Genomic DNA, 26,631 nt, shown 5'->3' on the forward strand with positions numbered 1-26,631 from the left:
GAAAGGCGGCATGAACAGTCAACCCATCGATTTTCGCCAGACGCTGGTGGCGAAGCACCCGGAACGCTTAAGCCAGATCCGCTACCTGCTGGCAGACAGCGGCCTTGGCCTGGACAACGACATCACGCTGTTTGTCGAAGCCTGGTCCGGCGCGCAGCTGGTGGGTTGCGCAGGACTTGCCGGCAACGTCATCAAATGCGTGGCGGTCAACGAGCAGCTTCGTGGGGAAAACCTCAGCGCGCGGCTGCTGGCAGAGGTGGAAAATGCGGCGCTGGAGCGCGGCCATTTTCACCTCTTCCTCTGCACCCGTCCGTGCAACCGGGAGCGCTTTGCCCGCAGCGGCTTCTGGCCAATTGCCCAGAGCGGGAACAACGCGGTGCTGATGGAGAACACCCCGCAGGGGATCGCGCGCTACTGCCGTACCTTAAGCCGGATGCGAAAGGGCGGGGAGAAAACTGGCGCGATAGTGATGAACGCCAATCCGTTCACCCTCGGCCACTGCCATCTGGTGGAGCAGGCGGCGCAGCGGTGCGATACCCTGCATCTGTTCGTGGTGCGTGAAGACGCCTCGTTCTTCCCGTTCAGCGCGCGTCTCGAGATGGTGCGCGCGGGCGTAGCCCATCTGCCGAACGTGGTGGTGCATGAAGGCTCGCAGTACATCATCTCCCGCGCCACCTTCCCGGCCTACTTCCTGAAGGAGACCGGCAAAGTGCAGCAGGCGTGGAGCGAGATCGACGTGCTGATCTTCCGGGACTTCATCGCCCCGGCGCTCGGCATCACGCACCGCTTCATCGGCTCGGAGCCGTTTTGCGACATCACCCGCCAGTACAACCAGACGCTGCACGATCTGCTGGCTTCGCATATCGAGGTGGTGGAGATGCCGCGCATCAAGGCCACCGGCAACGCCATTTCGGCGTCCGAAGTGCGCCGTTTACTCAAGACACAGCAGTTTTCCCGGATCCGGGAGATCGTCCCGGACTCCACCTTCGCGCATCTCGAAACACACTATCGTGCGAGTGCGGAAGTCGCATAACTATCAGGAATTTATCATGAATATTGTAAGGGAGGCGCTGGCCGGAACGCAGGAGTCCAGCGACCTGATGGTGAAAATCGCCCCCGCTCACGGCGAGCTGGAGATTGTCATCCACAGTGAAGTGATTAAGCAGTTTGGCGAGCAAATTCGCCAGGTGGTCAACGACACGCTGCGCGCCATGAACGTGCGCCAGGGATTAATCATTATTGAAGACAAAGGGGCGCTGGACTGTGTTATTCGCGCCCGCCTGCAAAGCGCGCTGATGCGTGCCGCCGATGAACGGGCCATCAACTGGGAGGCGCTGAAATGAGCAAACTCCGCCGCAGTATGCTGTTCCTGCCGGGCGCCAACGCCGCCATGCTTTCCACCGCGTTTATCTACCGCCCCGACTCCATCATGTTTGACCTTGAGGACGCCGTCGCCCTGCGTGAGAAGGACACCGCGCGCCTGCTGGTATTCCACGCGCTACAGCACCCGATGTATCGGGATATCGAAACCGTGGTGCGCATTAACCCGCTCAGCACGCCGTTTGGCCTGCTGGATCTGGAAGCCGCCGTGCGCGCGGGTGTGGACGTGATCCGCCTGCCAAAAACCGACACTCCGGATGATATCTACGAGCTGGAGGGCCATCTTGAGCGCATTGAACGCGAGTGCGGCCGCGAGGTCGGCTCCACCCGCGTGATGGCGGCGATTGAGTCGGCCATTGGCGTCATCAATGCCGTGGCGATTGCCCGCAGCTCCCCGCGCCTCATCGGCATCGCGCTGGCCGCCTTTGACTACGTGATGGACATGCAGACCGAGCGCGGCGACGGCACCGAGCTGTTCTATGCCCGCTGCGCCGTGCTGCACGCCGCTCGCGCCGCGGGCATCGACGCCTTCGATGTGGTGTGGTCAGACGTTAACGACGAGGCCGGGTTCCTTCGCGAGGTCGATCTGATCCGCAAGATGGGCTTTAACGGCAAATCGCTGATTAACCCGCGCCAGATTGACCTGCTGCATAACGCTTATGCACCGACGCAGGAAGAGGTGGATCATGCCAAAAGGGTGATTGAAGCGGCAGAAGAGGGCGAGCGTAACGGCCTGGGCGTGGTGTCGCTCAACGGCAAAATGGTGGATGCACCAATTATTAACCACGCGCAGGTGGTGCTGGAGCGCGCGGCGGCTTCCGGCGTGCGTCGGTAAGGATGACAAAATGAATCAAACAGAACTTCTCCACGTAAACTTCCCGCATCTGCGGGACCTGAAACCCTTTGATACCGCCCACAGCGCGACGCCCTGGCTGGCGGACAGTGACGCGAAGCACAACCGCAAGCTCTGTGCCTCCCTTGAAGAAGCCGTAGCGCGCAGCGGCCTGCAGGACGGGATGACCATCTCCTTCCACCATGCCTTTCGCGAAGGCGACCGGGTGATCAACACCGTTGTGGCGCTGCTGGCGCGGATGGGATTTAAAAATTTGACCCTGGCCTCCAGTTCGCTGATGACCTGCAACGACGCGCTGATCGAGCATATTGAAAGCGGCGTCATCACCCGGATTTACACCTCGGGCATGCGCGGCAGGCTGGCGGACGCCATCTCCCACGGGCTGATGGACGAGCCGGTACAGATTCACTCCCACGGTGGGCGCGTGAAGCTGCTCCAGGACGGCGAGCTGAATATCGACGTGGCGTTTCTCGGCGTGCCGTGCAGCGATGCGTTTGGCAACGCTAACGGCACGCACGGTAAATCGTGCTGCGGCTCGCTCGGCTACGCGATGGTGGACGCGCACTTTGCCCGCAAGGTGGTGCTGCTGACCGAAGAACTGGTGCCGTTCCCGAATATGCCCGCCAGCCTGGTGCAGGACCAGGTGGACTACATCGTGCAGGTGGAGAGCGTGGGCGACCCGGCGAAAATCAGCGTCGGCGCGGCGCGCGTCACCAGCAACCCGCGCGAGCTGATGATCGCCCGCTATGCGGCGGATGTGATCGAGCATTCCGGCTATTTCAAACCGGGCTTCTCGATGCAGACCGGCTCCGGCGCGGCGGCCACCGCCTGCACCCGCTTTATGGAAGAGAAGATGGAGCGCAGCGGCGTAAAGGCGCGCTTTGCGCTCGGCGGCATCACTGGCAGCCTGGTGGATCTGCACGAGAAGGGGCTCATCGAAAAGCTGCTCGACACCCAGTGCTTTGACGGTCAGGCGGCGGCTTCGCTGGCGCGCAACCCGAACCACGTAGAGATCTCCACCAACGTCTACGCCAACCCCGGCAGCAAGGCGGCAAGCTGCGACCAGCTCGACGTGGTGATCCTCAGCGCCCTGGAAATTGACGTTGATTTCAACGTCAACGTTATCACCGGCTCCGACGGCGTGATGCGTGGCGCATCCGGCGGGCACTGCGACGTGGCGGCGGCAGCCAACCTGACCATCGTCGTCGCGCCGCTGCTGCGCAGCCGCATTCCGACGGTCGTGAAGCGCGTCACCACGCGCCTCACGCCGGGCGAAAGCATCGACGTGCTGGTCACCGACCACGGTATTGCAGTCAACCCGGCGCGCCCGGAGATCCGCGAGCGGCTGCTGGCGGCCGGGCTGAAGGTAGTGGACATCAGCGCGCTCTATGAGCGGGCGATTTCCCTGACCGGCATACCGAAACCGATTGAATTTACCGACAAAATCGTCGGGGTGATCCGCTACCGCGACGGCAGCGTGATCGACACCGTACGACAGGTGAAGGAGTCAGTATGATTTTAGCGACACCCGTGCGGGCGGGTGTCAGCCTCGAGGAACTGCTGGCGGCGAAAGAGCGTCGCGCAGCCCGTCAGGCTGACATGCTTGAGCACTATAAACAGCCGGTGATCTCCCTCACGCTGGTCACGCCAGGGGAAATCAAGGACAGCCTGCGCTATCGCAACACCATGGGCGTGGCGCTCCAGATGTGCGACCAGCTGCTGTGGGAGAACCGCTGGCAGGTGCTGGACCGGCAGGTGCTGTGGCTGCCCACCGGACCGGAAGCCTTGTGGTGCGTCGCCCATGCGGCGGCGGAAATCAAAGCGCACTGCGCGGAACTGGAGCAGACGCACCCGCTCGGCAGGCTGTGGGATCTGGACGTGATCTGCCCTCAGCACGGCCACGTCGGGCGTCAGTCGCTGGGGGCAAACCTCAGGCGCTGTCTGATCTGCGACGAGCCCGCGCATGCCTGCTCCCGTTCGCGCAATCACCCCGTTGAGCAGGTTGTTTCCCGCGTGGAGAAGACGATCGATGACTGGTTTGCTCGCGACTAAACCGCGCCCGATTGATGTGCCCGCGCTTGCCGAAGCGGCGCTGTGGCAGGAACTGGAGCTGACGCCCAAGCCGGGGCTGGTGGACAAGCTCAACAACGGTTCCCATCGCGATATGGACCACGCGCTGTTTGTCCGCAGCATCGCGGCAATCACGCCGTGGTTTTCGCGCTTTGCTGAACTCGGTAACGTGCATGCGGATAAACCCGCTGACGCACAGCTGCGGCTTCTCCGCCCGATGGGGCTGGCCTGCGAGCAGGCGATGTATGCCGCGACGAACGGCGTGAACACGCATAAGGGCGGGATTTTTGCTCTCGGCCTGCTGTGCTTCGCTGCCGGGCGTGTGAAAAATGTCTCTGCGGACAGCCTCTGTTGTGAGGTGAGTAACATCTGCCGCGGGCTGGTGTCGCGGGAGCTGGCAGCGCGCAGCGGGCAGGCGACGGCGGGCGAGCGGCAGTTTCAGCAGTATGGCTTAACCGGGGCGCGAGGCGAGGCGGAGAGCGGCTTTGCGACGGTGCGTAAGGCGCTAGGGCAGTGGAACGGACAGTCGCTTCACGGCCTGCTGTTGGGCCTGATGGCGGTCAATCAGGACAGTAATCTCGTGTCACGCGGCGGCATTCAGGGGCTGCGCTACGTTCAGGGCTATGCGCGGGAACTGCTGGCTAACGGCTGGGATCGCGAGGCGTTGCTTAAGATGGATAAGGCACTGATTGAACGAAACCTGAGTCCGGGCGGCAGCGCGGATTTGCTGTCGGTGGGGTGGGTGCTCTCTGCAATAAAATAGCCGGGTGGCGGCTACGCCTTACCCGGCCTACGGTCTGGTTTTGTAGGCCCGGTAAGCGAAGCGCCACCGGGCACAACAATTAATGCGCAATCGGCTGTGTACCGTGCGCTGTGCGAACGTGCTTGTACTTGAACAGCGCGAGGAACGCGAAGAACAGCACCAGCGAATACGCCGCGAAGATCAGCCACACGGGCTGCCAGTCGGTGATACCGTTGGTGGTGTACATCTCAACCACTTTACCGCTCACCACGCCGCCCAGAATACAGCCGAAGCCGTTAGTCATCATCAGGAACATGCCCTGCGCGCTGGCGCGGATTTCAGGCTTCACCTCTTTTTCCACAAACACCGAACCGGAAATGTTGAAGAAGTCGAAGGCGCAGCCGTAAACAATCATCGACAGCACCAGCAGCACGGTGCCGAACGCGCTCGGGTCGCCGTAGGCGAACAGGCCGAAGCGCAGCATCCACGCGGCGATACTGATCAGCATGACGTTTTTGATGCCGTAGCGGCTCAGGAAGAACGGGATGGTCAGGATGAACAGCGTCTCGGAGATCTGCGAGATGGACATCATCACTGACGCGTGCTCAACGATAAAGCTCCCGGCAAACAGCGGATCGTTATCGAAGCTGTGCAGGAAGGTGTTGCCGAACATGTTGGTGATTTGCAGCTCCGCGCCCAGCAGCATGGAGAAGATAAAGAAGATCGCCATGCGCTTGTTTTTGAACAGCGCGAAGGCATCCAGGCCAAGCATGGTGCTCCAGCTCTGGTTTTTCTGCTGGTTAGATACCGGAATGGTTGGCAGCGTCAGGGTGAACAGCGCCAGCAGTACGGAGAGCGCAGCACCAATATACAGCTGCATGTGGCTCAGCTCGAAGCCCGCGAAGCTCACGCCCCACATCGCCATGATAAAGCCGATGGTGCCCCAGATACGGATTGGCGGGAAGTCGGTGACGATATCCAGGCCGGCAGATTTCAGGCGGTAGTAGGAGATGGAGTTGATCAGCCCAAGCGTTGGCATATACGCCAGCGAGTTAAGCAGGATCACCATAAACATCGCCCCCGGCGTGGTCACTTCGGCCGCCATAAACAGCGTCCCCGCACCCACCAGATGGCAAAGCATATACAGCCATTTCGCACTTAACCATTTATCCGCCACGATACCGAGCAGCGTTGGCATGAAAACAGCCGCAATACCCAGCGAGCTGTAGACGGCACCGATTGACGCACCATCAAACTTGAGCGTCACAAACATATAGGAGCCGAGTGTAGTCAGCCAGCTACCCCACAGGCAGAACTGCAGAAACGACAAGATTTTAAGCTGCAGCTTAAGGTTCATGTTACTTTCCTCACAAGTGAGCGGGAGATATGTTGTTATAGGAACATTCAGGGTTGTTATTTGATGCAATTCTATCAGTTGGCAACGATATGTTTTGTTACCTCCCGCAAAAAAATGCAATCCACATTAATTTGCAGTTTGGATTGTGATGCAAATAACATTTTCGTATGGGTGGAGGATAGGTGCGGCCTGATGCCCTCACCCTGACCCTCTCCCACAGGGAGAGGGTAAGCAGAACGCCTTCTCCTTGCTGGAGAAGGTGTGTTGATTATCGACGACGATAGTTTTTCTGCGCCGTATTCACCTTATACAGGTACCGGCGGGATTCCGCAGACGGGTGGCGGGTGGTGAGGGTAGAGTAAACATCCCCCGGCGCCATGCTGTTGATGATGTTCGCAGCCTGCACTTTGTCATTCGAGAAGACGCGCAGCACGCTGCCCGCGCCGCCGTTATAGGCGGTGATTACCGCGTAGCGACGCGACGTCGGGTTATCAATTCCGCCGAGATAGACATTGTTCAGCATCGCCAGATAGGCCGTGCCGGTATCAATGTTGCTTTGCGGATCGAACAGGTAGCTGCGGCTCGGCGTGCCGGATTTCCCCTGCGAGCGGAAGACGTCTTTACCGGCGCTGTGCTGGACAACCTGCATCAGCCCCAGCGCGTCGGAACGGCTCACCGCGTACGGGTTGAACGAGGATTCGGTCTGCATAATCGCCAGGATCAGAGACTCGTCCACGCCATACTTACGCGATGCCTGACGCACCATGCCCAGATACTTATGCGCACGCTTGTCGAGGTGGTTCGGGACAAGGTTAATGGTAACGCTGTAGATAATCTTCAGGCCGTTAGAGCGGCTCTTCAGGCGCGTCTGCAGCAGGTAGTCGGCAAATTTCGTGGCGCGACCTTCCCAGCGGATCGGCTGTCCGGTCTGGTCGACAACCTGACCGTACAGGAACGGCTCTTTCGAAATGGTGATGTCGTCCGCATCGGAGTAGAGATCGATAGATCCCGGATCGTCACCCATCAGCAGGGTTTTGACGATCGCCTGACGCAGCCGTGCCGCAGGGTCGGTGCCTGCGATGGTCTCAATGGTGATCGTACCCTCATCAAAGTTGATGTGGCTACGGGTCAGATAGGCGTCGGTGTACTTAACGTAGTCCTTCGGTCCGGCAATAAGAACTTCGTTAAATCCCCATATGTTCTCGATGTTATGGGCAAACTGCCCCATCAAAATGTCAAAACCGTTGGTGTCCTTGACCCAGGCTTCGTTGTAATCATCGCCTTTTTTGGACGAGCACGAGACCAGCAACGGCGCAACAAGGGCTAGCGCTAAAAGTTTTTTCATCATTCCGGGAGTGCGTGTTGTGTTTGCTTTTACGGCGGGGTTTCACCCGCACGCTGTTATTTTTCCGGCGGCGTATAGCCTTCGATGTGGACGTCTTTGCCCTCGAACAGGAAGCTCACCATCTCCTGCTCCAGCAGCTTGCGGTGCTCCGGGTTCATCATGCTGAGCTTTTTCTCGTTGATCAGCATAGTCTGTTTTTTCTGCCACTGTCCCCAGGCTTCTTTGGAGATCTCGTTATAGATGCGCTTGCCCAGGTCGCCCGGGTAGAGCTGGAAATCCTGGCCTTCAGCGTCGCGCTGCAGGAAAGTACAAAAAATGGTTCTGGCCATACGTATTCCTCTTTGTGTTGCCGATGCTAAACCATTGCACCGGCACGTAATTGCTGTAACAGGCGCTCCACGGGAGCCGCCAGCCCGACTGATGGCGGTTGCGCTAAGTTATACCAGAGAGCGGTGCCTTCATCCATGCAGGAGGTGAATGAGGACACGGGAAGCCACATCGGTACTATATCCAGATGGAAATGGCTGAAGGTGTGGCGAAACGCGGTCAGCTGCGTCAGGGTATCTGCCGCAATGCCGCGCTGTTTAAGCCATTCACGCAGCAAGTCTTCATCTTCAAACTGTGGGAAGCAGTATAGACCACCCCACAGACCGCTCGGCGGACGCTGGGCGAGGAAGACCTCGTCACCGTGCTGCATCAGCAGCATATAGCCGGTGCGCTCCGGCAGCGTCTGTTTAGGTTTCTTACCCGGATACTGCGCCCATGACTGGTTGGCATACGCCACGCAGAGGTTGTTCACCGGGCAGAGTTCGCACTTTGGTTTTGAGCGCGTGCAGACCATCGCGCCGAGATCCATCATCGCCTGGTTAAAACGCTCTACGCCCTTCGCCGGGGTCACCGCTTCAGCGATCTCCCACAGGCGTTTTTCAACGTCTTTCTTACCCGGCCAGCCGTCAACGGCGTAGCAGCGTGCGAGCACGCGCTTCACGTTGCCGTCGAGGATCGGGAAATGCTTGCCTAATGAAAGGGAGAGGATCGCGCCTGCGGTTGAACGTCCGACACCGGGTAAATCGGCCACCTCGTCGAAGGTTTCCGGGAATTTACCGTTGTGGCGGGTGGCGACCTGCTGCGCGGCCTTGTGCAGGTTGCGCGCGCGGGCGTAATAGCCCAGCCCGGTCCACAGGTGCAGCACTTCGTCCAACGGCGCGTTTGCCAGGTCGGTGACCGTCGGGAAGCGTGCCATAAAACGCTCGAAGTAAGGGATTACGGTGGCGACCTGCGTTTGTTGCAACATCACCTCGGAGAGCCATACTTTGTAGGACGTTTTTTCAATTTGCCAGGGCAGGGTTTTACGCCCGTATTTGTCGTACCAGTCCAGCACCTGGGCTGAAAATTGAGAGGCTTGCATGGTCATCGATTCGCATAATCAGGGACGCAGATTGCAGCACAGCGTCCATCTGCTGTAAACCGGATCTTTCCCATGCTTGCATAGAAGCCTTAACTTTGGATAATGCCCGTTTCCCGAACATTCTCACAAGCAGGCAACTCTTTTATGAAAAACGACGTCATTTCACCGGAATTTGATGAAAACGGTCGCCCGCTGCGCCGTATTCGCAGCTTTGTCCGCCGTCAGGGCCGCCTGACCAAAGGGCAGCAACACGCGCTGGACAACTACTGGCCGGTGATGGGCGTTGAGTTCAGCGAGCAGCCGCTCGACTTTACCGAGCTGTTTGGCCGCGACGCGCCCGTCACGCTGGAGATCGGGTTTGGTATGGGCACCTCGCTGGTCACCATGGCGAAAGCGCGCCCGGAGCAGAACTTCCTCGGCATTGAAGTACACTCCCCGGGCGTCGGCGCGTGCCTGGCAACGGCCCACGAAGAGGGCGTTGAGAACCTGCGCGTGATGTGTCACGACGCGGTGGAAGTGCTGCACAAAATGATTCCTGACAATTCTTTGAATATGGTTCAGCTCTTTTTCCCTGACCCATGGCACAAAGCGCGTCATAATAAACGCCGTATCGTTCAGGCACCGTTTGCCGAGCTGGTGAAAAGCAAGCTCAAGCTGGGCGGCGTTTTCCACATGGCGACCGACTGGGAACCTTATGCGGAACACATGCTGGAAGTGATGTCGTCGCTGGACGGGTACAAAAATCAGTCCGAGAGCAACGACTACGTACCGCGTCCGGAATCGCGTCCGGTGACAAAATTTGAACAGCGTGGCCATCGTCTTGGTCACGGCGTATGGGACTTAATGTTCGAGAGGGTGAAATAATGGCAAAGAATCGTAGCCGTCGTCTGCGTAAAAAGATGCACATCGAAGAATTCCAGGAAGTGGGCTTCTCCGTTGCCTGGCGTTTCCCGGAAGGCACCAGCGTTGAGCAGATCGACCAGGACGTTGATGCGTTCATCAACGAGGTAATCGAGCCAAACAAGCTGGCCTTCGACGGTAGCGGCTACCTGGCGTGGGAAGGTCTGATCTGCACCCAGGAAGTGGGCAAATGCACCGAAGAACATCAGGCCCTGGTTCGCAAATGGCTTGAAGAGCACAAGCTGGAAGATGTCCGCGTGAGCGAACTTTTCGACGTTTGGTGGGACTAATAAAGCAGTAAGCGGGCCAGCATTAGCTGGCCCATTTTGTCTGAGGGAGTGTTTAAGATGCGCAAAACGTTGCTGGCTGTTGCTTTGATGGCAACCGGATTCACCGCCCATGCGGATTATCAATGTAGCGTCACCCCGCGTGATGACGTGGTGTTAAGCCCGCAAACCGTGCAGGTCAAAGGCGAGAACGGCAATCTGGTGATTACGCCGGAAGGGAACGTCACCTTTAACGGCAAACAGTACAACCTGACTGCCGCACAGCGTGAGCAGGCGAAAGATTATCAGGCCGATTTGCGTACCGCGCTGCCATGGATTAATGAAGGCGCCCTGACGCGCGTCGAAAAGAGCCGCGTCGCGCTGGACAAAATCATCACTAAAGAGGTGGGGGAGAGCAGTAATATGCGCTCCCGCCTTACAAAGCTCGACAAGCAGCTCAAAGAGCAGATGAACCGCATTATCGAGACGCGCTCTGATGGCCTGACGTTCCACTATAAGGCGATCGATCAGGTCCGCGCCGACGGCCAGCAGCTGGTGAACCAGGCGATGGGCGGCATCCTGCAGGACAGCATCAACGAGATGGGCGCCAAAGCCGTGCTGAAAGGCGGCGGTAACCCGCTGCAGGGCGTGCTGGGCAGCCTGGGCGGCTTGCAGACTTCCATTCAGAACGAGTGGAAGAACCAGGAAGATGATTTCCAGCAGTTCGGCAAAGACGTGTGTAAACGCGTGGTGTCGCTGGAAGACAGCCGGAAGGCGCTGGTGGGGACGCTGAAGTAAGTTCTCCTCACCCTATCCCTCTCCCTTTCAGGGAGAGGGCAGGAGTGAGGGTTGCAGCATTTGCAGCGTCTCAAAGTTCCTCTCTAACACCACCTCTTCGTATCCCAGAGTTTGTTGTTCCAGAAAACGAATAATTTCCATCCCCATACTCTGCCAGCCTTTCCCTTAGCTGGCAGAACGGGATGCGAAATCCTGAATCAGCCTTCAGGAATCTTCAGCGAGGAACAGCTCAAGAAGGGAGTTTAAGAACAGCTTGCCGTGCTCGGTGATCTGCCAGCATTCCTCACTCTCGGTGAGATACCCCTTTGCCAGCGCTTCGTCAATCTGCGGACGAATCACCGATTCCGCCAGGCCGGTGTACAGCGAAAACTCCGCGCGCGGCGCGGCTTCCAGCAGGCGGAAACGGTTCATAAAGAACTCAAACGGCTTATCCGCCGCCTCAACGTAGTGCTGACGCTCAAGGTAGCGTCCTTCCATAAATCCGCGCGGATGACGCGTTTTGGCGGTGCGAAGGATGCGACCATCCGGGAAGGTCACCTTGCCGTGGGCGCCGCAGCCAATGCCCAGATAATCACCAAAACGCCAGTAGTTCAGGTTGTGCTGACACTGGAAGCCCGGCTTCGCGTAGGCGGACGTTTCATACTGCTGATACCCGGCAGCGGTCAAAAGCTTGTGGCCCTGCTCGAAGATATCCCACAGCGCGTCGTCATCCGGCAGCACCGGCGGGCGGGAGCCGAACAGCGTGTTTGGCTCGATGGTGAGCTGATACCACGACAAATGCGGCGGGTTCAGTTCAATTGCCTGGCGCAGATCGTCCAGCGCCTCCTCCAGCGACTGATCCGGCAGGCCATGCATCAAATCGAGGTTAAAGCTGCGCAGCCCAAGCCCCGTTGCCAGGTTCGCCGCGCGCTTCGCCTCTTCCGGGCCGTGAATGCGCCCCAGACGCTTCAGCTTCGGCTCGCTAAAGCTCTGCACGCCGATGGAGATGCGGTTCACGCCCGCGCGCTGATACTCGACAAAACGGTCGGCCTCAACGGTGCCGGGGTTGGCTTCCATCGTAATTTCCGCATCCGCCGCCAGGCTCAGGCGCGCACGCACGCCGTCCAGCAGCGTCTGCATGGCCGGGCCTGACAGCAGGCTCGGCGTACCGCCACCAATGAAAATGGTCTTAACTTCACGTCCCTGTGCGTACGGCACATCGGCGTCCAGGTCGGCCAGCAGATGCGCGACGTAGTCATCGTGCGGCACTTCGCCCTTCAGCGCGTGCGAATTGAAATCGCAGTACGGGCATTTCTGCACGCACCACGGGATATGAATATAAAGACTCAGAGGCGGCAAATTAGCCATTACGTAGTGCTTCCAGTAACAGTTTCAGCGCGCGTCCACGGTGGGAAATCGCGCTTTTCTCTTCGCGGGTCAGTTCCGCAGCGGTTTTGCCCTCGGTCGGGACAAAGAAAATCGGGTCGTAGCCAAAGCCGCCGTTGCCCGCCGCTTCACGGGTAATCACGCCCGGCCAGCTGCCGTGACAGACAATCGGCGTCGGGTCTTCCGCATGACGCATGTAGACCAGCACGCAGTGGAACTGCGCGGTACGCTGTTCGTCGGGAACGTCCTTCAGGGCCACGAGCAGCTTTTCCAGATTCTGCTGGTCGGTGGCGTCCACCCCGGAATAGCGGGCGGAGTAAATCCCCGGCGCACCGCCGAGAAAATCCACGGCCAGACCGGAGTCGTCGGCAATCGCGGGCAGGCCGGTTACCTGCGCCGCATGGCGCGCTTTCAGAATGGCGTTTTCGATAAACGTCAGGCCCGTCTCTTCGGCGGACTCCACGCCCAGCTCGGTCTGAGCCACCACGTCCAGCCCAAAATCATTTAATAGCGAGGCCAGCTCGCGCACTTTACCGGCGTTACCGGTCGCGAGAACAACTTTCTGCATGGTTTAGTCCTGTTCTGTCAGAGCCGCGACTTCCGTCGGGATAGATTGCGGATTAAGGATTTTTACCTGTTTATGCCGCCCAAGTTCACCTTTTTCAATGATGACCTGGCTTTTGGCGACGCGAAACTGTTTTGCCAGATATTTGGTCAGATGCGCGTTCGCCTGGCCATCGACCGGTGGGGCGGTGATGGCGACCTTTAGCTCGTCGCCATGCAGCCCAACAATACTGTCACGGCTGGCTTTCGGCTGAATATACAGCCGTAAAACCAGCCCGTCGGTGCAGGTGCTTACTGCACTCATAGCGCCATCCACAGCCCCGGCAGCAGCATATCGCCCGTAGACTGGAGCAGTTCGGCGATCCCCATGTTGATCACATAGAGCAGCAGCACCAGGATCATCGGGGAGAAGTCGATGCCGCCCATGGACGGAAGCAGGTTACGGATCGGACGCAGCAGCGGCTCGGCCAGCTGAATCAAGGCGTACTCTACCGGGCTACGCCCCTGGCTTACCCAGCTCATGATCGCCATCACCAGCAGTACCCAGAAGATCAGCAAACCGACGGTTTTGATCAGAATCAGGACGGCGGCAATCCAGATAATCGGCTGGAAGGTGATGACCATAAACAGCACGATGGCTTTGAGCACGCTCAGAATAAACGCCACCAGCAGCGAGGCGCTGTCGATGGGGCCCATGGCCGGGATAATACGGCGCAGCGGTCCGACAACAGGTTGCGTGATTTTCACGACAAACTGGGAGAACGGATTGTAAAAGTCACAGCGGGCCCACTGCATCCAGACGCGCAGCAAAAGCGCCATCGTGTACAGCTCAATGACCGTTGAGAGCAGGAAAGTCAACGTCTTCATGGCGTTCCTCAGGTTTCCTTATTATTTGGTGTAGTCGCGCGCACCGAAAATGGCTGTGCCGATGCGCACCATAGTGCTGCCTGCCGCGATGGCGGCTTCCATATCATCCGACATGCCCAGTGAAAGCGTGTCTACCGTTTCATAGCGCGCTTTAAGCGCCTCAAATGCTACAGCCATTTGCTGTGCCACGGCAAACTGCCTTTCATAACTTGACTCAGGTGCCGGAATGGCCATCAGCCCGCGCAGGGTTAAGTGCGGCAGGGCGGCCACCTCTGCGGCCAGCGCATCCAGCTCGCTCAGCGCAATGCCGGACTTGCTGTTTTCATCACTGATGTTGATTTGAATCAGCACGTTAAGCGCAGGCATCTCCGCCGGGCGCTGGTCGTTCAGACGGGAAGCAATACGCAGACGATCGATGGTATGGCACCAGTCAAAGTGCTCTGCCACCAGACGGCTTTTGTTCGACTGCAGGGGACCAATAAAGTGCCATTGCAGATCGGACGTCTCCTGCTCCTGGAAGTAGCGAATTTTATCCACACCTTCCTGCACGTAGTTTTCGCCAAACGCCCGGTGACCTGCAGCAATCGCTTCTGCGATAGCGCTCGCAGGCTTGGTTTTGCTGACTGCAAGCAACGTAATTTCTTCTGAAGCACGGCCGCAACGCGTTGCAGCGGCTGAGATTTTGTCCCGGACCTGTGCCAGGTTATGCGCAATGTCGTTCATTTTCCGAGGAGTAGTCTATGGATGTGGAAGAAATTGTGGCCCTTAGTGTAAAGCATAACGTCTCCGATCTACACCTGTGCAGTGATTCACCACCGCGCTGGCGCAGATTGGGCCGCCTTGAGCCGGCCCCGTTTCCGCCGCCGGATGTCGGGGCGTTGCTAAAGGCGTGGCTCAACGACGAACAGCAGGGCGCATGGTGGGCAAACGGGCAGGTCGATTTTGCCGTGACGGTCGCAGGAGACCAGCGTCTGCGCGGCAGTGCGTTTAAGCAGATGAAGGGCATCTCCGTTACCCTGCGGCTGTTGCCGCGTTCCTGTCCGCAGCTCCCTTCACTTGGGGTACCGCGCGCTATTCCCGAACTGTTGTCCAGCGACAACGGGTTGATTCTGGTAACGGGAGCGACCGGCAGCGGTAAATCCACCACGCTGGCCGCAATGGTCGACTTCCTCAACCGCCATACTGACGGCCATATCCTCACGCTTGAAGATCCGGTGGAGTTTATGTACCAGAGTGAACGTTGCCTGATTCAGCAGCGGGAGATAGGCCAGCACAGCCCGTCATTTGCAGAGGCGCTGCGCAGTGCGTTACGCGAGGACCCGGACGTTATTTTGCTGGGGGAGCTGCGCGACAGCGAAACGATCCGCCTGGCGCTGACGGCGGCGGAGACCGGGCATCTGGTGCTGGCGACGCTGCACACGCGCGGGGCAGCACAGGCGATTGAACGGCTGGTCGATACGTTCCCGGCGCAGGAGAAAGATCCGGTGCGTAACCAGCTGGCCGGCAGCCTGCGGGCAGTGCTGGCGCAAAAGCTGCTTCCCGATCTTCAGGGCGGGCGCGTCGCGCTGTACGAGCTGCTGGTAAACACCGCGGCGGCGGCGAATCTGATTCGTGAGGGGAAGACGTGGCAGCTGCCCGGCATCATTCAAACCGGCCAGCAGGCCGGAATGCAGAACTTTGACCAGAGCCTGGCGGAGAGACGGGCACAGGGGCGGCTGTAGGCCCCTGCGTTTAAAAGCCCTGTTCGAAGTAGCTTTCGAGGATAATGACGGCTGAAGCGGAGTCTACGCTGCCTTTGTTGAGCGCCCGGAAGCCACCGTGTTCAAACAGGCCTGCACGCGCTTCGACGGTGCTGAGACGCTCGTCGTGAAGCTTCACGGAGACGCCAAAGCGGCCATGGATTTTATTGGCGAATTTACGCGCGCGGGCGGTAAGCGGTTGCTCGGTGCCGTCCATGTTCAGCGGCAGGCCGACAATCACGTCGTCCGGCTGCCACTCTTTGAGCAGGCGCTCAATAAGGTTCCAGTCCGGCGTGCCGTCGTTAGCTTTCAGCGCCGTGAGCGGGCGGGCGGTGCCGGTGATCCGTTGACCCACGGCGACGCCGATGCTTTTGGTGCCGAAGTCGAAGGCGAGAAGGGTGCCGCTCATTACGCGTGCCCCGCTACGCCAGGCATGGTCAGAATATCAATGCCAATCAGCTTTGCCGCGTCACGCCAGCGATCGGCAATAGGGGTTTTAAACAGAATATTCATGTCCGCAGGTGCGGTAAGCCAGGCGTTATCGAGGATCTCTTGCTCAAGCTGGCCTTTTTCCCACGACGAATAGCCCAGCGCCACCAGCACTTCGGAAGGCTGCTCAGCGGTGCCCAGCGTTTCAAGCACGTCGCGCGAGGTGGTGATCACGGTGTTATCGGAGATGCGAATGCTGGAAGAGAATACCGGCGGGGTATGCAGGATAAAGCCGCGATCTTCGGCAAGAGGTCCACCCAGCATCACCGGTTTATCAAGCCGGATTTCCGGCAGGCGCGCTTCAGCCGAGATTTTCAGCTTGTCCAGAATCCCTTCAACCTGCAGGTTTTCCAGCGGTTTGTTGATGATAATACCCATCGCGCCGTCTTCATTGTATTCACAAATATAAACCACGGCGCGGCGAAAAATCGGATCCTGGAGAGCAGGCATGGCAATAAGAAAGTGATGCTGTAAATTCATTGTCAGAGGTACTGTTTCCTGGTTTAAAAAGCGACAGCGCCCAGTATGGGGATAAACCCAGGCGCTGTCACAGTTTATTTCTGTAAACGTTTTTCGATAGCGTCCATCAGCATTCCGGTGATCGAGATCGGGAACTCCGCTTCGATTTCGCGAATGCAGGTTGGGCTGGTGACGTTAACTTCAGTCAGGCGATCGCCGATGATATCCAGGCCAACGAAGATCAGGCCTTTGGCTTTCAGCGTTGGGCCAACGCGGCGGGCAATTTCCCAGTCGCTTTCGGTTAGCGGGCGCGGCTCGCCGCGGCCACCTGCCGCAAGGTTACCGCGGGTTTCGCCACCCTGTGGGATACGCGCCAGGCAGTAAGGCACCGGCTCACCGTCCACGACCAGCACGCGCTTATCGCCATCTTTGATCGCTGGAATATAGTTTTGCGCCATGCAGTAACGCGTGCCCAGCTCGGTCAGCGTTTCGGCAATCACGCCAATGTTCGGGTCGCCTTCCTTCACGCGGAAAATAGACGCGCCGCCCATGCCGTCCAGCGGCTTCATGATGATGTCGCCGTGCTTCTGCCAGAATTCTTTCAGCTGCGCTTTGCTGCGGGTTACCAGCGTTTCCGGCGTCAGGTCAGAGAACCAGGCGGTGTAAAGCTTCTCGTTGCAGTCGCGCAGGCTCTGCGGCTTGTTGACGATCAGCGTCCCTTTCTCTTCGGCACGCTCAAGGATGTAGGTGCTATAGATGTATTCGGTGTCAAACGGCGGATCTTTACGCATCAGGATGACGTTGAGGTCGGCCAGGGCAATGTCCTGCTCGGTGCCGAATTCGTACCATTTGTCGTAGTTCTGCTCGACGTTAACGATGCGGGTGCGTGCGCGGGCTTCACCGTTGATCAGATAAAGATCGTTCATCTCCATATAGTGGAGCTCATAGCCACGACGCTGCGCTTCCAGCAGCATGGCGAAGCTGGAGTCTTTCTTGATGTTAATGTTTGCGATGGGATCCATCACGATGCCGAGCTTTATCATGTTCTTCTCCGTTAATACTTCAACCCAGATCGCCAAACCGTACCTGTAGCGCGGTTATGGCCGTGAGTGCCGTTGTCTCAGTGCGCAGAACGCGAGGTCCCAACAGAATATCAGTAAACTGGTAGCGCGCCGTCATCGCAATTTCGTCCGCCGACAGGCCGCCTTCGGGACCAATCAGCAGGCGTACGCGCTCAACGGGCAGCGGCAGCGTATTGATGCTGGCGCTGGCGCGCGGATGAAGATTGAGCTTCAGCCCGCTATCCTCTTCTGCACACCAGTCCTCCAGATCCATCGCCGGGCGGATCTCCGGAATACGGTTGCGGCCGCTCTGTTCGCAGGCCGCAATGGCGATTTTCTGCCACTGCTGGATCTTTTTGTTCAGACGTTCCGCATCCAGTTTAACGCCACAGCGCTCGGAAAAAAGTGGCGTAATGAGGCTTACACCCAGCTCAATGGATTTTTGAATGGTGAACTCCATCTTTTCTCCGCGCGACATCACCTGCCCAAGGTGGATGTGCAGCGGCGATTCACGGTCGTCCACTTCGCCGCGCAAGACATTCACATGCACGTTTTTTTTATCCGCCCGCGAGATTTCCGCGTCGAAAACCTGATTAGAGCCGTCGAACAGCTGTATTGCCTGGCCAGCCCCCATGCGCAGCACGCGGCCAACGTGGTTGGCGGCGTCGTCAGACAGGGCGATTTCGCGGCCTGCGGTAATCAGTTCAGGGTGGTAAATGCGGGGAATGCGCATAGTCAAAAATTCCATATGTCATGCGGTATAAGCGAATTGCCGTAGTGTAGGTTAGCTCTTTTGCGCCTGGCAAGCCCGCTGGACGTAAGGGTTATGATTCCCCTGGACTCTGGCGATACGTTCGTCGCGCTGGCATTCCCATTCCGTCACCGGATACTGCTTATCCCAGGCATTGAACAACTGCGTCTGCTGGCGTGAAAGGTTGAGGTCATAACGGTCACGCATGTAGAAGTAGGTGCGGGCGATGCTGCCGCGCGCGCGGGCAGGGGGCTCGGCGACTTTCTCTTTGAAATCTACCTTCATACCGCACTGGCCGTACTGGCCTTCGCCACCGTTCCACTGGCTGTACATGAAATTGCCGCGGTCGCCGTTCACTTCACCTACCGCAGGCTGCAGGTTATGCATGTCGCTTTCCATCTGGCGATAAACCGGATCTTTGGCGCAGTTTTTACGACCGCCGTCCTGCCAGCACTGGCGCTGGTGACCAAACTGCCAGGCCGGAACGACATGCTCCCACTCGATGCGGCTGGCGCGGTTTTCGTTTTTACGCACCTTATAGCCGCAGGATTCGAGGTCAACGACCCCTTTTTTGCCCTGCCAGTTAATTTTGCAGCCGCAGTAGAAATCGCCCGGTACATCGGCGTTCACCTTCACGCCTGCTGCCTTGGCCTGGGAAAAACTGTTGATACCGTCGGCCAGGGTCTGACCGGAAAGCGCCGTCGCCAGAAAAGCGACCGCGAGAGAAACATTACGGGACATCTTACACTCCGTGTCAAAACGAGCCCGCAACGTAACGAATGTTGTTCCTGTATGCAATCAGTCAGATCAGGAAAGTTCCTGAAAGTTCAGGTGATTACTCCGCAATCAGCGGTTCGCCGCATTTGACGCAGCGGTAGGTCGCCTCGCCGCGCACCACGCGGTTATGGCGGCGGACGGTAAGCTGGTGCTGCTGACACTGGCAGCGATAGGGGAAGGTATTGCGGCGTACCGATTCCAGCTCGAACTGATGGGTACGGCGCGCCGGAACGCCGAGCACCGCCTCCATCATCCACTTCCACTCTTTGCCGTGCGGCGCGACGCGGCCAAAATGCTTCCATACCAGAAGGTGCGCCAGCTCGTGCGGCACCACTTCTTCAATAAACGCCTGCTGGTTTTCCATCATCAGCACCGGGTTCAGGCGGATCTCGTACGATTCCAGCCAGGCGGTGCCGGCTGCGGTGCCGCGCTGCTGATAGACCAGCTTCGGTTCAGGGTAATTGCGGCCGAGTTTCAGATTCGCCTGGGCAAGTTTTTCCCGCAGGCTGCGCATAACGGCTTGCTGAATGGCGATGGGGAGACGGGGAGCTTTCATAGGGGCAGAGCATAAAGCGGGAAGCGGGGAGGCGCAAGAGGCGCCTCCCGCAAGAGGATTAGTCGTGGGCGCCGATTTCGCGCAGCGGACGACCTTTCATCAGGTTACGTTCAATATGTTCCAGAGAAACATGTTTGGTTTCTGGAACCAGCCAGATGGTCAGCACAATAAAGAAGATATTCAGACCGGCGTAGACCCAGAAGGTGTTGGCATTGCCCAGGGTGTTGAGCATGGTCAGGAACGTTGCGCCGACGATCATGTTGGCAATCCAGTTGGTTGCGGTAGAGCAGGTGATACCAAAATCACGCCCTTTCAGCGGCTGGATTTCAGAGCACAGTACCCAAATCAGCGGACCGGCGCTCATCGCAAACCCGACGATAAACATCAGCAGCATACCCACCGCGAAGTACTGGGCGGTTGGGGAGTGGATGCCCACATGCATCATCGTACCGAGGACACCCATACCGGCCGCCATCACCAGGAAGCCCAGCGTCAGGGTTGGCTTACGACCCCAGCGGTCCACCAGGCCGATGGCGATAAAGGTCGCCAGCACGTTGGTCAGGCCCACGATGACGGTGCCCCACATCTGCTCGGTGGTGTTGGTGTAACCCGCCAGTTCAAAGATTTTTGGCGCGTAGTACATGATGACGTTCATCCCGGTGAACTGCTGCATCACCTGCAGCAGCACGCCGAGGAACACCGCCCGACGGAAGTTGCTGTTCTCTTTAAACAGCGCCCAGCCGGACTGTTTTACCTTCAGGCTTTCGCGGATCTCTTCCAGCTCGTTTTTCGCTTCCGCGCTGGTATCGCGCAGGCGGAGCAGCACGCGTTCGGCATCAACGAAGCGGCGCTTGGCGGCAAACCAGCGCGGGCTGTCCGGCAGGAAGAAGACGCCAATCAGCAGCAGAATGGCCGGGATGATGATCACGCCGAGCATCCAGCGCCATGCGCCGCTGTAGCTGAAAGCGGTATCGGACAGGTAAGCGCCGAGAATACCGATGGTGATCATCAGCTGGTACATGGAAATCATACTGCCGCGGATTTTCTCCGGCGCAATTTCGGAGAGGTAAAGCGGGGCGGTGTAAGACGCCACGCCCACCGCAAGACCCAGCAGCACGCGGGAAAGAATAAGCACTTCAACGTTAGGGGCGGCAGCGGAGAAGAGCGAACCGGCGACGAAGAGGATCGCACCGATCATCAGGCTCTTTTTGCGTCCGAGCTTGAAGGAGAGCCAGCCGCTGCCGACGGCCCCAACGGCCGCACCGAACATCATGGAGCTAACCACCCATTCTTGGGTATGCGCGTTAATATGGAATTCGTCTGCGATGAAGGGAAGAGCGCCGGCAATGACGCCGATATCCAGGCCAAAGAGTAATCCTGCCAGGGCGGCGAGGAAGCAGACGAAGAAAGTCATCGCCTTGTTGGACGTACGCCCCTGTTTTTTATTGTCAGGCATTATGCCCTCCAGTTGGGTTATCAGTTTTATTGATGATAAGGGTAGGTGAGCGACCCGTAAAAATATGTGAGATTAATCACAATGGTGTAATCGGTTACACTAACGTGCAACCGTAAAAATTATTAAAGCTTTGAAAATATAGAGGTAAACGAGGTGATGCGCATCGCGTTTGTTTGAATTTCAGACTTAACTGAAAGGAAATGTAACAGCAGAAGAAAGGCGAACATGCAAAGAGATTATTCTGAAAGCGGAGTGGTGCCGGTGCGGTGTAATCGCTTTCAGTTGTGCGGCTTTAGCCGCCCCCCGACATAAAAAAAGCCAGCACAAAGGCTGGCCTGTTTAATACTCTCGGCTGTCGATTACTTCAGACCGGCAGCTTCACGCAGCAGAGCGGCTTTGTCGGTTTTTTCCCATGGGAAATGTTCACGACCAAAGTGACCGTATGCAGCGGTTTCCTGGTAGATTGGGTGCAGCAGATCCAGCATCTGAATCAGGCCGTATGGACGCAGGTCGAAGAACTCGCGCACCAGCAGGGTCAGCTGTTCTGAAGGCACTTTTTCAGTACCGAAGGTTTCCACCATGATGGAGGTTGGCTCAGCCACGCCGATAGCGTAGGAAACCTGAATCTCACAGCGGTCGGCCAGGCCGGCAGCAACGATGTTTTTCGCCACATAACGTGCAGCGTACGCGGCAGAACGGTCAACTTTAGACGGATCTTTACCGGAGAACGCGCCGCCACCGTGACGCGCCATGCCGCCGTAGGTATCAACGATGATTTTACGACCGGTCAGGCCGCAGTCGCCCATTGGGCCGCCGATAACAAAGCGTCCGGTTGGGTTGATGAAGAATTTGGTTGCTGAGCTCAGCCATTCGGTTGGCAGAACCGGCTTGATGATCTCTTCCATCACTGCTTCCTGCAGGGATTTCTGATCGATCTCTTCGGCATGCTGGGTAGACAGCACCACAGCGTCAATACCGACGATTTTGCCGTCGTCGTACTGGAAGGTGACCTGGCTTTTCGCATCCGGGCGCAGCCACGGCAGGGTGCCGTTTTTACGCACTTCAGCCTGACGCTGCACCAGACGGTGTGCGTAGGTCACAGGTGCTGGCATCAGCACGTCGGTTTCGTTGGTTGCATAACCGAACATCAGGCCCTGGTCGCCCGCGCCCTGTTCCAGCGGATCGGCACGGTCAACGCCCTGGTTGATGTCCGGAGACTGTTTGCCAATCGCGCTCAGTACCGCGCAGGAGTTGGCATCAAAGCCCATATCAGAATGCACATAGCCGATCTCACGCACCGTGTTACGGGTGATCTCTTCGATATCAACCCATGCGCTGGTGGTGATCTCACCGCCAACCAGAACCATGCCGGTTTTGACATAGGTTTCACACGCTACGCGCGCTTTAGGATCCTGCGCCAGGATCGCATCCAGCACCGCATCGGAGATTTGGTCAGCAATTTTATCAGGATGTCCTTCTGATACGGACTCGGACGTAAACAGGTGTTTTGCCATGTTTTATTTCACCTAAGAGGAATTTGGTTAGCTCAAGCTGCTGTGTGGAATAGCCAAAGGAGATAATTCTACCAAGGCCTGCAGGTTTTTGACACTGGCAGTATGAGTGTTAATCAGTATAGATGGATTAACATCTGGATGGCTATTTTAGGTCACTTCTTCGCCCGATTTCCAGTTTTTTTTGATTCATCTCTCACTGCGTTGAAATGGTTGCTGGAAATTTTTCCTGACGCTGCTGGCAACACGCGTATTTTTGTTTTGCTTTTTAGCCCCCTTCTCGGTATAAAACGCGGCGCGCGGCTCATATAAAATCAGCGCTCGATGAATACATCGTGTCGCCACTTCCAGCCGGGTTAAGCAGTGAACTTTTAGCTTTGGCTTGGGGTCCGTTTCATCAGAGGCGGCCGTGGAGGTGATACGAGATAATGAACCATCGTTTTCCGCTAATTCAGCGCTGCCGTTCTGGCGCGCCATTGATTCCCGCAACCCGCATTTCTAGTCTGCAAACCTGCCGATGTTATACCCATCTCGGCGCTTCTCAGGATTCAAGGGCCGGTTACGCTCTGTGAAAACTGAACAAGGGCGCTCTTGTTAATACAAGAGTTTTCTCGTGGTTTCGCCGAACCTTGTCATACAGAGTTCGGATACGTGTTTTACAATGATATGAATAAGAAACCGGTCGCACGGTCTGGATTTCAGCATACTCTGCTGGGAAACGGAGCCGTTTATGGGTTGTTATCGCCGTATAACGCTGCGATAGTAGTCAACTGTTTTACACTTAATACAAAGAGTTGAGGTTCGCTATGTCTGACGACATGTCTTCTTTTTCGCCTTCGTCAGCGGGCGAACAGGGTGTACTACGTTCTATGCAGGAGGTTGCGATGAGCTCCCAGGAAGCCAGCAAGATGCTGCGCACTTACAATATTGCCTGGTGGGGCAATAACTACTATGACGTCAACGAGCTGGGCCACATCAGCGTCTGCCCGGATCCGGACGTCCCTGAAGCGCGCGTGGATCTCGCTAAGCTGGTGAAAGCCCGTGAAGCGCAGGGCCAGCGTTTGCCTGCACTGTTCTGCTTCCCGCAGATCCTGCAACATCGCCTGCGTTCCATTAACGCCGCGTTCAAGCGCGCGCGTGAATCCTACGGCTATAACGGCGACTACTTCCTGGTTTACCCGATCAAGGTGAACCAGCACCGCCGCGTAATCGAATCCCTGATCCACTCCGGCGAACCGCTGGGACTGGAAGCAGGCTCCAAAGCGGAGCTGATGGCGGTTCTGGCGCATGCGGGCATGACCCGGTCGGTGATCGTCTGTAACGGCTATAAAGACCGCGAATACATTCGTCTGGCGCTGATTGGCGAGAAGATGGGCCACAAGGTCTATCTGGTTATCGAGAAGATGACCGAAATTGCCATCGTGCTGGAAGAGGCCGAGCGTCTGAACGTGATCCCACGCCTTGGCGTGCGTGCGCGTCTGGCGTCGCAGGGGTCCGGTAAATGGCAATCCTCCGGCGGTGAAAAATCCAAGTTCGGCCTCGCGGCGAACCAGGTGCTGCAGCTGGTGGAGATCCTGCGCGAGCGCGGTCGTCTGGACAGCATTCAGCTGCTGCACTTCCACCTCGGCTCGCAGATGGCCAATATTCGCGACATCGCCACCGGCGTGCGTGAATCCGCGCGTTTCTACGTTGAGCTGCACAAGCTTGGCGTGAATATTCAGTGCTTCGACGTGGGCGGTGGCCTGGGCGTGGACTACGAAGGAACCCGCTCGCAGTCCGACTGCTCGGTGAACTACGGCCTGAACGAATACGCCAACAACATCATCTGGGCGATTGGCGATGCCTGTGAAGAGCACGGCCTGCCGCACCCGACGGTGATTACTGAATCTGGCCGCGCGGTTACCGCGCACCATACGGTGCTGGTGTCTAACATTATCGGCGTCGAGCGCAGCGAAATCACCGAAGCGACGCCTCCGGCAGACGATGCCCCACGTTCCCTGCAAAGCATGTGGGAAACCTGGCAGGAAATGCACGAGCCGGGCACGCGCCGTTCCCTGCGCGAATGGCTGCACGACAGCCAGATGGATCTGCACGATATTCACGTCGGCTACTCGTCAGGCACCTTCAGCCTGCAGGAGCGCGCGTGGGCGGAGCAGCTCTATCTGAACATGTGCCATGAAGTGCAGAAACAGCTCGACCCAAGCAACCGCGCGCATCGTCCGATTATCGACGAGTTGCAGGAGCGTATGGCGGACAAAATGTACGTCAACTTCTCCCTGTTCCAGTCGATGCCGGATGCCTGGGGTATCGACCAGCTGTTCCCGGTTCTGCCGCTGGAAGGGTTGAACCACGCCCCGGAACGTCGCGCAGTGCTGCTGGACATCACCTGTGACTCTGACGGCGCGATTGACCATTACGTTGACGGTGACGGTATCGCAACGACGATGCCAATGCCGGAGTACGATCCGGAGAACCCGCCAATGCTGGGCTTCTTTATGGTGGGTGCGTATCAGGAGATCCTCGGCAACATGCACAACCTGTTCGGCGATACCGAAGCGGTTGACGTGTTTGTCTTCCCTGACGGCAGCGTTGAGGTTGAGCTGTCCGATGAAGGGGACACCGTGGCGGATATGCTGGAATACGTGCAGCTGGATCCGAAAAAACTGCTCACCCAGTTCCGCGACCAGGTGAAAAACACCGGTCTGGACGATGCCTTGCAGCAGCAGTTCCTGGAAGAGTTTGAAGCGGGTCTGTACGGGTACACCTACCTGGAAGACGAGTAGTAAAACCTCCCTCTCCCGGTGGGAGAGGGTTGGGGTGAGGGCATCAGACCGCACAATGCCCTATACTCACTTGAACCCGTATGAATTAACGGCGATAATTCGCCCCAATATGCGATTTACGAATCAATCCCTTCCTCGTCGGGTTTAACGACGCGGAGGGGATTTTTTTTCATCTGTTTTTAATGTATCGACGTTAAAAGAGGTCAGGACATGAGCACTTTAGGTCATCAGTACGATAACTCTCTGGTATCTAACGCGTTTGGTTTTTTACGCCTTCCAATGAACTTCCAGCCGTACGACAGCGATGCGGACTGGGTGATCACCGGCGTGCCGTTCGACATGGCAACCTCCGGTCGTGCGGGTGGACGTCACGGCCCGGCGGCAATCCGTCAGGTTTCCACCAACCTGGCCTGGGAGCACAACCGCTTCCCGTGGAACTTCGACATGCGCGAGCGCCTGAACGTGGTGGACTGCGGTGACCTGGTGTACGCCTTCGGCGACGCGCGCGAAATGAGCGAAAAATTGCAGGCGCACGCAGAGAAACTGCTGGCGGCCGGCAAACGCATGCTCTCCTTCGGCGGTGACCACTTTGTCACTCTGCCGCTGCTGCGCGCCCACGCGAAGCACTTCGGTAAAATGGCGCTGGTGCACTTCGATGCGCATACCGACACCTACGCGAACGGCTGCGAGTTCGACCACGGCACCATGTTCTACACCGCGCCGAAAGAAGGCCTGATCGATCCGAACCACTCCGTGCAGATCGGCATCCGTACCGAGTTCGACAAAGACAACGGTTTCACCGTGCTGGACGCTGGCCAGGTGAACGATCGCGGCGTGGACGATATTCTGGCTCAGGTTAAGCAGATCGTCGGCGATATGCCTGTATACCTGACCTTCGATATCGACTGCCTGGATCCGGCGTTTGCACCGGGTACCGGTACGCCGGTTATTGGCGGCCTGACGTCAGACCGCGCCATCAAGCTGGTGCGTGGCCTGAAGGATCTGAACATCGTTGGGATGGACGTGGTGGAAGTGGCGCCAGCCTATGACCAGTCCGAGATCACCGCGCTTGCCGCGGCGACCCTGGCGCTGGAAATGCTCTACATCCAGGCCGCGAAAAAAGGCGAATAAGCC

The 26,631-nt window shown here is 57.8% G+C and carries 32 protein-coding genes; 14 read left to right on the forward strand and 18 right to left on the reverse strand.

From position 1 onward, the window contains the following. The first annotated feature begins 10 nt into the window (after positions 1–10). The 6 genes from citC to citG are packed head-to-tail and all read left to right on the forward strand — an operon-like array spanning position 11 to position 5,066. Positions 11–1,033, forward strand: coding sequence for a [citrate (pro-3S)-lyase] ligase (gene citC, locus ACTJI7_RS20550; protein ID WP_063155150.1), 1,023 nt, complete (start codon positions 11–13; stop codon positions 1,031–1,033). 16 nt (positions 1,034–1,049) lie between these two features. Next, the gene (citD, locus tag ACTJI7_RS20555; RefSeq protein WP_063155149.1) at positions 1,050–1,343 is read left to right on the forward strand and encodes a citrate lyase acyl carrier protein; all 294 of its coding nucleotides are present in this window, start codon (positions 1,050–1,052) and stop codon (positions 1,341–1,343) included. Further along, entirely contained in the window at positions 1,340–2,215 is an 876-nt protein-coding gene (gene citE, locus ACTJI7_RS20560; protein ID WP_048957281.1) for a citrate (pro-3S)-lyase subunit beta, read from the forward strand. The genes citD and citE overlap by 4 nt, the downstream gene beginning before the upstream one ends. A gap of 10 nt (positions 2,216–2,225) precedes the next feature. Next, positions 2,226–3,749, forward strand: a complete 1,524-nt coding sequence (citF, locus tag ACTJI7_RS20565) for a citrate lyase subunit alpha (RefSeq protein ID WP_063155148.1) — start codon at positions 2,226–2,228, stop codon at positions 3,747–3,749. Beyond that, positions 3,746–4,285, forward strand: coding sequence for a citrate lyase holo-[acyl-carrier protein] synthase (citX, locus tag ACTJI7_RS20570; RefSeq protein WP_063155147.1), 540 nt, complete (start codon positions 3,746–3,748; stop codon positions 4,283–4,285). The genes citF and citX overlap by 4 nt, the downstream gene beginning before the upstream one ends. Beyond that, positions 4,263–5,066 carry a triphosphoribosyl-dephospho-CoA synthase CitG gene (gene citG / locus ACTJI7_RS20575; RefSeq protein ID WP_063155146.1) on the forward strand — a complete coding sequence of 268 codons (804 nt, stop codon included), beginning with the start codon at positions 4,263–4,265 and terminating at the stop codon, positions 5,064–5,066. The genes citX and citG overlap by 23 nt, the downstream gene beginning before the upstream one ends. A gap of 79 nt (positions 5,067–5,145) precedes the next feature. Here the strand turns inward: citG and ACTJI7_RS20580 are convergent, their stop codons facing one another. From ACTJI7_RS20580 to mutY, 4 genes are all read right to left on the reverse strand, one after another. Continuing rightward, positions 5,146–6,402: a nucleoside permease gene (locus tag ACTJI7_RS20580; RefSeq protein ID WP_041908317.1), complete on the reverse strand. Its 1,257-nt coding sequence runs from the start codon at positions 6,400–6,402 to the stop codon at positions 5,146–5,148. A 268-nt stretch (positions 6,403–6,670) separates the two neighbouring features. Further along, on the reverse strand, positions 6,671–7,747 hold the full coding sequence (mltC, locus tag ACTJI7_RS20585) for a membrane-bound lytic murein transglycosylase MltC (RefSeq protein WP_045260773.1): 1,077 nt from the start codon (positions 7,745–7,747) through the stop codon (positions 6,671–6,673). A 56-nt stretch (positions 7,748–7,803) separates the two neighbouring features. Next, positions 7,804–8,076: an oxidative damage protection protein gene (locus tag ACTJI7_RS20590; protein WP_023309138.1), complete on the reverse strand. Its 273-nt coding sequence runs from the start codon at positions 8,074–8,076 to the stop codon at positions 7,804–7,806. 26 nt (positions 8,077–8,102) lie between these two features. Then, positions 8,103–9,155, reverse strand: a complete 1,053-nt coding sequence (gene mutY / locus ACTJI7_RS20595) for an A/G-specific adenine glycosylase (protein WP_440670907.1) — start codon at positions 9,153–9,155, stop codon at positions 8,103–8,105. Positions 9,156–9,299: 144 nt separating this feature from the next. Here mutY and trmB point away from each other — a divergent pair, with 144 nt between their 5' ends. The 3 genes from trmB to ACTJI7_RS20610 are packed head-to-tail and all read left to right on the forward strand — an operon-like array spanning position 9,300 to position 11,119. Next, positions 9,300–10,019: a tRNA (guanosine(46)-N7)-methyltransferase TrmB gene (trmB, locus tag ACTJI7_RS20600; RefSeq protein WP_028014376.1), complete on the forward strand. Its 720-nt coding sequence runs from the start codon at positions 9,300–9,302 to the stop codon at positions 10,017–10,019. Further along, positions 10,019–10,345 (forward strand): YggL family protein, encoded by a 327-nt coding sequence (locus tag ACTJI7_RS20605; RefSeq protein WP_028014375.1) that lies wholly within the window; start codon positions 10,019–10,021, stop codon positions 10,343–10,345. The genes trmB and ACTJI7_RS20605 overlap by 1 nt, the downstream gene beginning before the upstream one ends. A 57-nt stretch (positions 10,346–10,402) precedes the next feature. After that, a complete protein-coding gene (locus ACTJI7_RS20610) occupies positions 10,403–11,119 on the forward strand; it encodes a DUF2884 domain-containing protein (RefSeq protein WP_041908321.1) in 717 nt (238 codons plus the stop codon). Positions 11,120–11,323: 204 nt separating this feature from the next. Here ACTJI7_RS20610 and hemW read toward each other — a convergent pair whose 3' ends face one another. Genes hemW through ACTJI7_RS20635 form a run of 5 tightly spaced genes read right to left on the reverse strand, consistent with a single transcriptional unit; the run spans position 11,324 to position 14,638 of the window. Continuing rightward, the gene (hemW, locus tag ACTJI7_RS20615; RefSeq protein WP_063155145.1) at positions 11,324–12,466 is read right to left on the reverse strand and encodes a radical SAM family heme chaperone HemW; all 1,143 of its coding nucleotides are present in this window, start codon (positions 12,464–12,466) and stop codon (positions 11,324–11,326) included. Beyond that, positions 12,459–13,052 carry an XTP/dITP diphosphatase gene (locus tag ACTJI7_RS20620; RefSeq protein WP_010435473.1) on the reverse strand — a complete coding sequence of 198 codons (594 nt, stop codon included), beginning with the start codon at positions 13,050–13,052 and terminating at the stop codon, positions 12,459–12,461. Before ACTJI7_RS20620 ends, hemW begins: the two co-directional genes overlap by 8 nt. A gap of 3 nt (positions 13,053–13,055) precedes the next feature. Beyond that, the gene (yggU, locus tag ACTJI7_RS20625; RefSeq protein WP_047364545.1) at positions 13,056–13,352 is read right to left on the reverse strand and encodes a DUF167 family protein YggU; all 297 of its coding nucleotides are present in this window, start codon (positions 13,350–13,352) and stop codon (positions 13,056–13,058) included. Next, a complete protein-coding gene (locus tag ACTJI7_RS20630; RefSeq protein WP_045260768.1) occupies positions 13,349–13,915 on the reverse strand; it encodes a YggT family protein in 567 nt (188 codons plus the stop codon). The genes yggU and ACTJI7_RS20630 overlap by 4 nt, the downstream gene beginning before the upstream one ends. Positions 13,916–13,936: 21 nt before the next feature. After that, positions 13,937–14,638 (reverse strand): YggS family pyridoxal phosphate-dependent enzyme, encoded by a 702-nt coding sequence (locus ACTJI7_RS20635; protein WP_063155144.1) that lies wholly within the window; start codon positions 14,636–14,638, stop codon positions 13,937–13,939. Positions 14,639–14,655: 17 nt separating this feature from the next. On the opposite strand from ACTJI7_RS20635, the gene ACTJI7_RS20640 reads away from it, so the two are divergent. Next, positions 14,656–15,636, forward strand: a complete 981-nt coding sequence (locus tag ACTJI7_RS20640) for a type IV pilus twitching motility protein PilT (protein WP_041908325.1) — start codon at positions 14,656–14,658, stop codon at positions 15,634–15,636. Between the two features lie 10 nt (positions 15,637–15,646). Here the strand turns inward: ACTJI7_RS20640 and ruvX are convergent, their stop codons facing one another. The 9 genes from ruvX to ACTJI7_RS20685 all read right to left on the reverse strand — a co-directional run bounded on the left by ruvX (position 15,647) and on the right by ACTJI7_RS20685 (position 23,191). Further along, positions 15,647–16,063, reverse strand: coding sequence for a Holliday junction resolvase RuvX (gene ruvX, locus ACTJI7_RS20645; RefSeq protein ID WP_021242076.1), 417 nt, complete (start codon positions 16,061–16,063; stop codon positions 15,647–15,649). Then, positions 16,063–16,623: a YqgE/AlgH family protein gene (locus ACTJI7_RS20650; protein WP_028014368.1), complete on the reverse strand. Its 561-nt coding sequence runs from the start codon at positions 16,621–16,623 to the stop codon at positions 16,063–16,065. The genes ruvX and ACTJI7_RS20650 overlap by 1 nt, the downstream gene beginning before the upstream one ends. Before the next feature lie 74 nt (positions 16,624–16,697). After that, positions 16,698–17,645: a glutathione synthase gene (gene gshB / locus ACTJI7_RS20655; RefSeq protein WP_033146605.1), complete on the reverse strand. Its 948-nt coding sequence runs from the start codon at positions 17,643–17,645 to the stop codon at positions 16,698–16,700. A 19-nt stretch (positions 17,646–17,664) separates the two neighbouring features. Beyond that, positions 17,665–18,396, reverse strand: coding sequence for a 16S rRNA (uracil(1498)-N(3))-methyltransferase (rsmE, locus tag ACTJI7_RS20660; protein WP_440670903.1), 732 nt, complete (start codon positions 18,394–18,396; stop codon positions 17,665–17,667). A gap of 51 nt (positions 18,397–18,447) precedes the next feature. Continuing rightward, complete coding sequence (endA, locus tag ACTJI7_RS20665) at positions 18,448–19,155, reverse strand: deoxyribonuclease I (protein ID WP_207119382.1); 708 nt, start codon at positions 19,153–19,155, stop codon at positions 18,448–18,450. A gap of 94 nt (positions 19,156–19,249) precedes the next feature. Further along, positions 19,250–19,747 (reverse strand): SprT family zinc-dependent metalloprotease, encoded by a 498-nt coding sequence (locus ACTJI7_RS20670; protein ID WP_028014364.1) that lies wholly within the window; start codon positions 19,745–19,747, stop codon positions 19,250–19,252. Positions 19,748–19,805: 58 nt separating this feature from the next. Then, positions 19,806–21,203, reverse strand: coding sequence for a galactose/proton symporter (gene galP, locus ACTJI7_RS20675; protein WP_440670901.1), 1,398 nt, complete (start codon positions 21,201–21,203; stop codon positions 19,806–19,808). A 359-nt stretch (positions 21,204–21,562) separates the two neighbouring features. Then, positions 21,563–22,717, reverse strand: a complete 1,155-nt coding sequence (metK, locus tag ACTJI7_RS20680; RefSeq protein WP_041908329.1) for a methionine adenosyltransferase — start codon at positions 22,715–22,717, stop codon at positions 21,563–21,565. A 186-nt stretch (positions 22,718–22,903) separates the two neighbouring features. Further along, positions 22,904–23,191, reverse strand: a complete 288-nt coding sequence (locus tag ACTJI7_RS20685) for a hypothetical protein (RefSeq protein ID WP_045260764.1) — start codon at positions 23,189–23,191, stop codon at positions 22,904–22,906. On the opposite strand from ACTJI7_RS20685, the gene ACTJI7_RS20690 reads away from it, so the two are divergent. From ACTJI7_RS20690 to speB, 4 genes are all read left to right on the forward strand, one after another. Then, positions 23,143–23,286 carry a hypothetical protein gene (locus ACTJI7_RS20690; protein WP_418721940.1) on the forward strand — a complete coding sequence of 48 codons (144 nt, stop codon included), beginning with the start codon at positions 23,143–23,145 and terminating at the stop codon, positions 23,284–23,286. The genes ACTJI7_RS20685 and ACTJI7_RS20690 overlap by 49 nt on opposite strands. A 94-nt stretch (positions 23,287–23,380) precedes the next feature. Further along, on the forward strand, positions 23,381–23,512 hold the full coding sequence (yqgB, locus tag ACTJI7_RS20695) for an acid stress response protein YqgB (protein ID WP_127312443.1): 132 nt from the start codon (positions 23,381–23,383) through the stop codon (positions 23,510–23,512). Positions 23,513–23,520: 8 nt separating this feature from the next. After that, entirely contained in the window at positions 23,521–25,497 is a 1,977-nt protein-coding gene (gene speA, locus ACTJI7_RS20700) for a biosynthetic arginine decarboxylase (RefSeq protein ID WP_045629995.1), read from the forward strand. Positions 25,498–25,707: 210 nt separating this feature from the next. Beyond that, positions 25,708–26,628: an agmatinase gene (gene speB, locus ACTJI7_RS20705; RefSeq protein ID WP_017382921.1), complete on the forward strand. Its 921-nt coding sequence runs from the start codon at positions 25,708–25,710 to the stop codon at positions 26,626–26,628. Positions 26,629–26,631 lie beyond the last annotated feature (3 nt).

Source organism: Enterobacter sp. 22499 (assembly GCF_052044815.1).
GTDB lineage: Bacteria > Pseudomonadota > Gammaproteobacteria > Enterobacterales > Enterobacteriaceae > Enterobacter > Enterobacter bugandensis.

Bases quoted from the DNA above. Each gene is read 5' to 3' on its own strand.
- citD (WP_063155149.1), top strand. From the start codon at position 1,050: ATGAATATTGTAAGGGAGGCGCTGGCCGGAACGCAGGAGTCCAGCGAC.
- citG (WP_063155146.1), top strand. From the start codon at position 4,263: ATGACTGGTTTGCTCGCGACTAAACCGCGCCCGATTGATGTGCCCGCG.
- ACTJI7_RS20635 (WP_063155144.1), bottom strand. From the start codon at position 14,638: ATGAACGACATTGCGCATAACCTGGCACAGGTCCGGGACAAAATCTCA.
- hemW (WP_063155145.1), bottom strand. From the start codon at position 12,466: ATGGCTAATTTGCCGCCTCTGAGTCTTTATATTCATATCCCGTGGTGC.
- ACTJI7_RS20670 (WP_028014364.1), bottom strand. From the start codon at position 19,747: ATGAAAGCTCCCCGTCTCCCCATCGCCATTCAGCAAGCCGTTATGCGC.
- ACTJI7_RS20640 (WP_041908325.1), top strand. From the start codon at position 14,656: ATGGATGTGGAAGAAATTGTGGCCCTTAGTGTAAAGCATAACGTCTCC.
- speB (WP_017382921.1), top strand. From the start codon at position 25,708: ATGAGCACTTTAGGTCATCAGTACGATAACTCTCTGGTATCTAACGCG.
- gshB (WP_033146605.1), bottom strand. From the start codon at position 17,645: ATGATAAAGCTCGGCATCGTGATGGATCCCATCGCAAACATTAACATC.
- yqgB (WP_127312443.1), top strand. From the start codon at position 23,381: ATGAATAAGAAACCGGTCGCACGGTCTGGATTTCAGCATACTCTGCTG.
- endA (WP_207119382.1), bottom strand. From the start codon at position 19,155: ATGTCCCGTAATGTTTCTCTCGCGGTCGCTTTTCTGGCGACGGCGCTT.
- yggU (WP_047364545.1), bottom strand. From the start codon at position 13,352: ATGAGTGCAGTAAGCACCTGCACCGACGGGCTGGTTTTACGGCTGTAT.
- ACTJI7_RS20610 (WP_041908321.1), top strand. From the start codon at position 10,403: ATGCGCAAAACGTTGCTGGCTGTTGCTTTGATGGCAACCGGATTCACC.
- ACTJI7_RS20630 (WP_045260768.1), bottom strand. From the start codon at position 13,915: ATGAAGACGTTGACTTTCCTGCTCTCAACGGTCATTGAGCTGTACACG.
- citC (WP_063155150.1), top strand. From the start codon at position 11: ATGAACAGTCAACCCATCGATTTTCGCCAGACGCTGGTGGCGAAGCAC.
- speA (WP_045629995.1), top strand. From the start codon at position 23,521: ATGTCTGACGACATGTCTTCTTTTTCGCCTTCGTCAGCGGGCGAACAG.
- galP (WP_440670901.1), bottom strand. From the start codon at position 21,203: ATGCCTGACAATAAAAAACAGGGGCGTACGTCCAACAAGGCGATGACT.
- citF (WP_063155148.1), top strand. From the start codon at position 2,226: ATGAATCAAACAGAACTTCTCCACGTAAACTTCCCGCATCTGCGGGAC.
- metK (WP_041908329.1), bottom strand. From the start codon at position 22,717: ATGGCAAAACACCTGTTTACGTCCGAGTCCGTATCAGAAGGACATCCT.
- citE (WP_048957281.1), top strand. From the start codon at position 1,340: ATGAGCAAACTCCGCCGCAGTATGCTGTTCCTGCCGGGCGCCAACGCC.
- ACTJI7_RS20685 (WP_045260764.1), bottom strand. From the start codon at position 23,191: ATGGCGCGCCAGAACGGCAGCGCTGAATTAGCGGAAAACGATGGTTCA.
- ACTJI7_RS20590 (WP_023309138.1), bottom strand. From the start codon at position 8,076: ATGGCCAGAACCATTTTTTGTACTTTCCTGCAGCGCGACGCTGAAGGC.
- ACTJI7_RS20690 (WP_418721940.1), top strand. From the start codon at position 23,143: ATGAACCATCGTTTTCCGCTAATTCAGCGCTGCCGTTCTGGCGCGCCA.
- ruvX (WP_021242076.1), bottom strand. From the start codon at position 16,063: ATGAGCGGCACCCTTCTCGCCTTCGACTTCGGCACCAAAAGCATCGGC.
- rsmE (WP_440670903.1), bottom strand. From the start codon at position 18,396: ATGCGCATTCCCCGCATTTACCACCCTGAACTGATTACCGCAGGCCGC.
- mutY (WP_440670907.1), bottom strand. From the start codon at position 9,155: ATGCAAGCCTCTCAATTTTCAGCCCAGGTGCTGGACTGGTACGACAAA.
- ACTJI7_RS20580 (WP_041908317.1), bottom strand. From the start codon at position 6,402: ATGAACCTTAAGCTGCAGCTTAAAATCTTGTCGTTTCTGCAGTTCTGC.
- ACTJI7_RS20650 (WP_028014368.1), bottom strand. From the start codon at position 16,623: ATGAATTTACAGCATCACTTTCTTATTGCCATGCCTGCTCTCCAGGAT.
- mltC (WP_045260773.1), bottom strand. From the start codon at position 7,747: ATGAAAAAACTTTTAGCGCTAGCCCTTGTTGCGCCGTTGCTGGTCTCG.
- ACTJI7_RS20620 (WP_010435473.1), bottom strand. From the start codon at position 13,052: ATGCAGAAAGTTGTTCTCGCGACCGGTAACGCCGGTAAAGTGCGCGAG.
- trmB (WP_028014376.1), top strand. From the start codon at position 9,300: ATGAAAAACGACGTCATTTCACCGGAATTTGATGAAAACGGTCGCCCG.
- ACTJI7_RS20605 (WP_028014375.1), top strand. From the start codon at position 10,019: ATGGCAAAGAATCGTAGCCGTCGTCTGCGTAAAAAGATGCACATCGAA.
- citX (WP_063155147.1), top strand. From the start codon at position 3,746: ATGATTTTAGCGACACCCGTGCGGGCGGGTGTCAGCCTCGAGGAACTG.